This window comes from Pengzhenrongella sp. (assembly GCF_036565025.1).
Classification (GTDB): domain Bacteria; phylum Actinomycetota; class Actinomycetes; order Actinomycetales; family Cellulomonadaceae; genus Pengzhenrongella.
Genome location: NZ_DATCNW010000331.1, coordinates 22621 through 29066, shown reverse-complemented (window position 1 = coordinate 29066; position 6446 = coordinate 22621). Strand labels below are relative to the sequence as shown.

8 protein-coding genes are annotated in these 6446 nt (G+C 72.1%); 5 read left to right on the top strand and 3 right to left on the bottom strand.

Annotation, left to right across the window (positions count from 1 at the left end):
• Both VIM26_RS19145 and VIM26_RS19140 read left to right on the top strand, forming a co-directional pair.
• On the top strand, window positions 1-1822 hold a 1822-nt coding region (locus VIM26_RS19145), incomplete at its 5' end, for a LuxR C-terminal-related transcriptional regulator (protein ID WP_331954182.1).
• A 462-nt stretch (window positions 1823-2284) separates the two neighbouring features.
• Window positions 2285-2461, top strand: coding sequence for a LuxR C-terminal-related transcriptional regulator (locus VIM26_RS19140; RefSeq protein WP_331954180.1), 177 nt, complete (start codon window positions 2285-2287; stop codon window positions 2459-2461).
• 132 nt (window positions 2462-2593) lie between these two features.
• Here VIM26_RS19140 and greA read toward each other — a convergent pair whose 3' ends face one another.
• On the bottom strand, window positions 2594-3079 hold the full coding sequence (greA, locus tag VIM26_RS19135) for a transcription elongation factor GreA (RefSeq protein WP_331954178.1): 486 nt from the start codon (window positions 3077-3079) through the stop codon (window positions 2594-2596).
• Between the two features lie 185 nt (window positions 3080-3264).
• Complete coding sequence (locus VIM26_RS19130) at window positions 3265-3684, bottom strand: DUF4307 domain-containing protein (protein ID WP_331954176.1); 420 nt, start codon at window positions 3682-3684, stop codon at window positions 3265-3267.
• Between the two features lie 135 nt (window positions 3685-3819).
• Here VIM26_RS19130 and mca point away from each other — a divergent pair, with 135 nt between their 5' ends.
• The 3 genes from mca to VIM26_RS19115 are packed head-to-tail and all read left to right on the top strand — an operon-like array spanning window position 3820 to window position 5614.
• A complete protein-coding gene (gene mca / locus VIM26_RS19125) occupies window positions 3820-4704 on the top strand; it encodes a mycothiol conjugate amidase Mca (protein WP_331954174.1) in 885 nt (294 codons plus the stop codon).
• Complete coding sequence (locus tag VIM26_RS19120) at window positions 4701-5015, top strand: hypothetical protein (protein WP_331954172.1); 315 nt, start codon at window positions 4701-4703, stop codon at window positions 5013-5015. The genes mca and VIM26_RS19120 overlap by 4 nt, the downstream gene beginning before the upstream one ends.
• Window positions 5012-5614, top strand: coding sequence for a nitrilase-related carbon-nitrogen hydrolase (locus VIM26_RS19115; RefSeq protein WP_331954170.1), 603 nt, complete (start codon window positions 5012-5014; stop codon window positions 5612-5614). Before VIM26_RS19120 ends, VIM26_RS19115 begins: the two co-directional genes overlap by 4 nt.
• A 21-nt stretch (window positions 5615-5635) precedes the next feature.
• Here VIM26_RS19115 and trhA read toward each other — a convergent pair whose 3' ends face one another.
• Window positions 5636-6349 carry a PAQR family membrane homeostasis protein TrhA gene (trhA, locus tag VIM26_RS19110; protein ID WP_331954168.1) on the bottom strand — a complete coding sequence of 238 codons (714 nt, stop codon included), beginning with the start codon at window positions 6347-6349 and terminating at the stop codon, window positions 5636-5638.
• Window positions 6350-6446 lie beyond the last annotated feature (97 nt).

Sequence of the window (6446 nt, the reverse complement as noted above, 5' to 3'; positions counted from 1 at the left end):
AGGGGCAGGGGCAGGGGCAGGGGCAGGGGCCGGCGGGGCGGCGGAGGTCGCCTTTCACTGGTACGCCGCGTACAACGTGCCCAGAGCCTTCCCGGCGACGCTCATCGCGATGTCCGAGGCGGTGACCAGCTTTGCGTTCCGCACGGCTGCCCAGCTGGGCGAACGCGCCCTGGAGATGTGGGACCAGCTCGCAGACCCGGCCGCGATCGCCGGGCAGAGCAAGTCCCAGCTGCTCGCCGAGACCGCCGCCGCGCTCCGCGACGCGGGAGACGGGGAGCGGGCGCTCGCGATGGTGGACCTCGCGATCGCGGAGTGCCCGCCCGGGGACGCCGCGCGGCGCTCGCATCTGCTCGGCCGCAAGGCGAACTACCTCGCCAACGTCGGTCGACCCGGGTCGATCGCCCTGTTGCGGGAGGCGCTCGACCTCCTGCCGCCGGGGTCGAACGGGTCACTCCGCGCCGCGATCCTGAGTGCCCTCTCCGCGCGGTTGATGATCGAGGGATACCTGCCGGAGGCGATCACTGTGGCGCGCGAGGCGCTCGCGGAGGCCCAGGCGGCAGGTTCGCACAGGCATGCCTCGGTGGCCGCCAACATGCTGGGGCTCTCGAGGATCCACTCAGGCGAGGTCGAGGGCGGGATGGCCGACATCGAGCGCGCCCGGGGCCTCGCCCGCGGTGATCACCAGGCCCTGCTGCGGTACCTGGTGAACATGTCGGACCTCATGTACCTCGTGGGCAGGCACGACGAGGCCCTGCGGATCGCCGAGGAAGGGATCGTGACCGCCCGCGAGCGGGGTGTCGAGCGCACCAGCGGGGTGGTCCTGACGTCCAACGCGGTCGACCCGTTGCTTGCCCTGGGCCGGTGGGTCCGTGCCGAGGAGCTCATCGACCGGATCAGGGCCTTCGAGGCGCCCCTCGCCTTCCGGCTGTACGTGCACCGGGCGTACATCTGGTTGACGCTCTGGCGCGGGGACGTGGCCGGGGCCGAGGAGCTCTACCGGGAGACGCGATCGTCGATGACCACGCTCGCCGGGGTCGAGATCCAGACGCGCCTGGGGGTGGCCCGGATCGTCGGTGAGATCGCGGCCGCCCGGGGCGACCTGACCGGGGCCTGGGCGCAGGTCGAGGTGGTGCTCGCCCAGGAGCGGGCCATGCCGGGCCACGACCTGCCGCTGCTCTTCCTGGGTGCGCGGGTGCTCGGCGCGATGCGGGCGGCCGGAGGATCCGGGGTCGACGCGATCGACCTCCAGGTGCGCGAGAACCGGCTGCGGGAGCTGTCGGCCAAGGGTGCCTTCTGGCCGAGCGCGCCCGTGTGGATCGCCCTGTTCGACGCCGAGCTCGGGGGAGGCGCGCTCGACGGGAGCGGGGTCGAGGAGTGGCGGGCCGCTGTGGACGCCGTGCACGTGCCCGCGGGCCAGGCATACCTGTTTCCCTATGCGCTCTTCCGGCTCGGACGGGCGCGCCTCGCCGCGGCGGACCGGGCCGGCGCGACCCGCGACCTGCGGGCAGCGGTGGCTGCGGCGAGCAGGATCGGTGCGGGCCTGATCGAGGGCTGGGTGACCGAGCTCGCCGCGCGGGCGGGCCTTCGGCTGGCCGACGACGCCGTCGCGCTCGCGCCGCCGGGGTCCGTGCTGACCGCGCGCGAACGGCAGGTCCTCGAGCTGATCGGGCAGGGGCTCTCGAACCGGCAGATCGGCGAACGGCTCTTCATCAGCGCGAAGACCGCGAGCGTGCACGTCTCGGCGATCCTGCGCAAGCTCGGCGCGGCGTCGCGCACCGAGGCGGTCTTCCTCGGCGGCCAGCTCGCCGAGCTTGCAACCTGACCCGCAACGCCCCAAAAGAGACGGCTCTCCTGACCGATCCGTGGGTCGATTTCGGCCGGGGTGACGGTTAGTGGCCGAGCTACCAGGTGCTGTCCTGGCAGCCGTGGTGATCGCTCGGCTCGACGCAGGGTCAGGCGGACTGTGGCGCGTCAGATCCCGGATCGCGGCCCAACGGCGAGCTCGCGGGTGGCCGGGTGACCTCGCGGGTGGCCGACCTCGCGGGCGGCCCGGAGTTCGACGCCGGGCCGGCCGTCACTCCGGCAAGTGGGCGGGCTCAGTGCATCGCTCTGTGCAGCCAGAGTGCAGTAAATGAGGCGTTTTGGTGCACTTTCGCTGCACAGAGCGCTGCACAGAGCGCTGCACAGAGCGCTGCACTGAGGTCGAGCAGGCGGACTGGCCGGGCGGGTCGTCGGTATGCGCGTCGGTGATCGAGCCGGATGACGCGCCTGGAATTCGACAGAGTTGCCTCGATCTCGGAACCTGGCCGGACCGACGAACTCGCGTGAGATCGGCGAACGGCTCTTCATCAGCGCGAAGACCGCGAGCGTGCACGTGTCGGCGATCCTGCGCAAGCTCGGCGCGGCGTCGCGCACCGAGGCGGTCTTCCTCGGCGGGCAGCTCGCCGAGCTCGCAACCTGACCCGCAAACCTGACCCCGCAACGACCCAGAAACCCCGTAACGTCCGAGCGTTGACGTCCTATAGGACGTCAACGCTCGGACGTTACGGGGTGAAGCATGATCAATGCTGCCCTTGGGCGGGCAAGCGGGTGATCAGGGCATGAACGGCTTCGCGGAGAGGATCTCGACCTTGATCTCGCTGCCGCTCGGGGTCGCGTAGCTGACCTTCTCCCCGATGCTGTGCCCGTTGATCGCGGTCCCGAGCGGGGAGGTCGGGGAGTACACGTCGATCGCGGTCGAGCCGGCGATCTCGCGCGAGCCCAGCAGGAACGTCATCTTGTCGCCCGCGACGATCGCCTTGACGACCATGCCCGGCCCGACGACGCCGTCGTCGGGCGGGGAGCCGATCTCGACGTTGCGCAGCTTCGCGGTCAGCTCGCGGATCCGGGCCTCCTGCTTGGCCTGCTCCTCGCGGGCGGCGTGGTAGCCACCGTTCTCCTTGAGGTCGCCCTCTTCGCGCGCGGAGGCGATCTTGGCGGTGATGTCCGCGCGGCCCGGCCCGGAGAGCTGATCGAGCTCGGCCTTGAGCCGGTCGAACGCCTCCTGGGTCAGCCACGTGACGGCGGCAGTCTCGGTCACGATCGCTCCTCTCTTGCGTCAGGTGAAGACACGGGTACACCCGCATGACGCGCGTGTACCGGTTGCTGCTGGGTGATGAAGCCCCGACCGCGTGGACCTTCTCCTACGCCGGTCAGGGGCTGCGTCGGAATCCGTCATTCTAGCAACCCTCGGCCCGCGCGCCCGAGACGCTGCTCACAATGAGGCTACGGCGCTGCCTTCGCCACGAGCCTGCACGAGTCCACGACACCGGTCACCGCGAGCTCCTGGGTCGCGATCGTGACGGTCTTGCGCACGACATGTTCGGTCGCCGGGCCGATCCTGACCGCCACCACGCCGACCTCCGCGAAGCTGGCGTTCAGCGCATGGATCGTGCACTGCGCGGTCGCGCCGGCGTTCTTGACCACGTCGAACGTCACGTCGACGCGCTCGGGTCCCTTGACCGAGTAGCCGACGTCGTTCCACTGGACCGGATCCCGGAGCAGGCCCGCGCCCAGCCAGACGAGCAGCGCGACCACGAGCGCCCCGCCGATCACCATGCCCAGCCTGGTGGCGCGGCGGCCACGCACCGTCGGCCCACGCCCGTAGCGCCCCGCCGGGGGGCCGGACGTGATCGACTCGCTCATAGCTGCTCTCCTGGAGGGACGAGGTGCCCGACGACGCCGTGCGCGCCGTTGGTGGCACGGCCGGCCCGCGGATGCGAGAACATTGTCCCTCGACCAGCCGTCCCTCCCGACGGACGGTACCTGCAGGAGGACCCGGTGCGCACAGAACCACTTCGGCTGATGGCCGTCCACGCACACCCCGACGACGAGTCGAGCAAGGGTGCGGCGAGCATGGCCAAGTACGCCGCGGAGGGTGTCGACGTGCTCGTCGTCACCTGCACGGGCGGTGAGCGGGGCGACCTGCTCAACCCGCACTACCCGCCGGTCACCGGCGGCGTCGAGGGGATGCGGGCGATCCGGCGCGCCGAGATGGCCGCGGCCGCCGCGGCGCTCGGCGTGCGCCAGCACTGGCTCGGCTTCGTGGACTCGGGGTTGCCCGAGGGCGACCCGCTGCCCCCGCTCCCGCCGGGGTGCTTCGCCCTGACCCCGCTCGAGGACGCGTCCGCGCCCCTCGTCCAGGCGATCCGCGAGTTCCGGCCGCACGTCATCACGACCTACGACCCGAGCGGCGGCTACCCGCACCCGGACCACGTGATGACGCACCGGGTGTCGGTCGAGGCGTTCGAGGCGGCCGGGAACCCCGAGCGGTACCGCGACCGCGGCGAGCCGTGGCAGACGCCGAAGCTGTACTACAACCACGGGTTCTCGATGGTCCGGATGGCCGCCGTGCACGAGGCGCTGCTCGCCGCCGGGCGGGAGTCGCCGTTCGGGGACTGGATCGGGTCCCGGCAGGCCCGCGAGATCCCCGAGCGGACCGTCACCACGCAGATCGCCTGCTCCGCCTGGTTCCCCGCGCGGGACAACGCGTTGCGGGCGCACGCCACCCAGATCGACCCGGACGGGTTCTTCTTCGCGATCCCGCGCGCGATCGAGGCCAAGACCTGGCCGTTCGAGGACTACGAGCTCGCCGTCTCGCACGTGCCCACGACGCTCCCGGAGGACGATCTGTTCGCCGGGATCCGCCCGGAAGGAACCCGATGACCCCCGCTCTGCTCGGCCTCGCCGCGTCCCTGAGCGCACGCCCCCAGATCGACCCCGCCGACGTCTCACCGGGACTGCTCGGGTTCATCCCGGTGTTCCTCATCGCGCTGGCCGTCATCGGACTGGGGCTCTCGATGACCAGCAAGCTGCGCAAGGTGAACAAGCGTCAGGCGTTGCTGGACGCGGCGGACGCCGCAGCCGCCAAGGCCGCCGGGCAGGACGGGCCGGGCGCGTCCTCGCGCGGGTCGGGCTCGACCGCAGCCGGCGACAGCCCGACCGACACGCCCTCGGACGGCCCCGCCCGCCCGTGAGCGTGTCCCCGCCCGACGACGCCGCTCGGTCGCCCGACGACGGCGCGTCCCCGCCCGGGCCGCCCGTCCGGCCGCTCGTGCGTGTCACGATCGGCCAGCTCTCCGTCGGGGACGACCACGCGGCGAACCGGCGGGACGCGCTCGCGGCCCTGGACGCCGCCGCGACCACGCGCGCGGACCTGCTGGTGCTGCCGGAGTACGCGTCGGGTTTCGACCCGCGCGGGGTCGGGCCACAGCACGCCGAGCCGCTGACCGGACCGTTCGTCACGGCGCTGCGCGAGCGGGCCGCCGCCACCGGGGTCGCGGTGATCGCCGGGATGACCCTGCCGGGAAGCCGGCCGGACCGGGCCGTCAACGCGGTCGTCGCCGTCGCCCGGGCGATCGAGAACACGGCCGTCGTGCTCGCCGTCGGGCAGGCAGGGCTGGGCGTCGTCGGCCGCTCGCTCGTGGTCGGGGCCGACGGCGACGTCCGGCTCGAGCTCGACGAGGCTCCGGCGGTCGTGACCACGGACGTGGACGCCGGCGCGATCGACGTCGTGCGGGAGCGGAACCCGTCGCTCGCGAACCGGCGGTACTCGGTCGTCCCGCGCGTCGACTGAGCGACGGGTCTCGCCGAGCGCCTACGCGTGCCCGTACGACGCGATCGACACCGCGATGTAGTTGCACGTGAAGCCCACGACGGTGAGCGCGTGGAAGACCTCGTGGAACCCGAACCAGCGCGGGCTGGGGTTCGGGCGTTTCATCGCGTAGACCACCGCGCCGGCGATGTACGCGGCCCCGCCGCCGCAGACGAGCCACACGATCACGGCGCCGCCGCTCGCGGCGAACTGGGGCAGGAAGAACAGGTTCACGCAGCCGAGCGCGGGGTAGAGCGGGGTGTAGACCCAGCGCGGGGCGCCGAGCCAGATCACCCGGGCGATCAGTCCCACGATCGCGCCGCCCCACACGATCCAGAGCAGGATCTTCGCGGTCTCGTGCGGCAGCAGCAGGACCCCCAGCGGTGTGCAGGTGCCCGCGATGATCAGGAAGATGTTCGAGTGGTCCACCCGGCGCAGGACCCCGGTCACGCGCGGTGACCAGGTGCCGCGGTGGTAGACCGCGCTCACGCCGAACAGCAGCACCGAGGTCAGGCCGAACACACCGGTCGAGACCTTGCCCGCCGTCGTCGGCGAGAGGGCGACCAGGACGATCACCGCTGCGAGCACCAGGGGGAACATGCCCGCATGGATCCAGCCGCGGAGCCGCGGTTTGACTGCCTCGGCGACCTGGACCGCACCCTCGCGCAGGGCGTCGCCGTTGGACCCGTTCGGTCGCGTGGCCGGACTGCTTCCCATCGCGATCGGTCTCCTTCGAATGCTGCGCGGCGCTCCGTAGAGCGTCACGGGGCGGGCTGCTTCACCCCCGCAGGTTACTCCACCGTAGGTAGAGCAA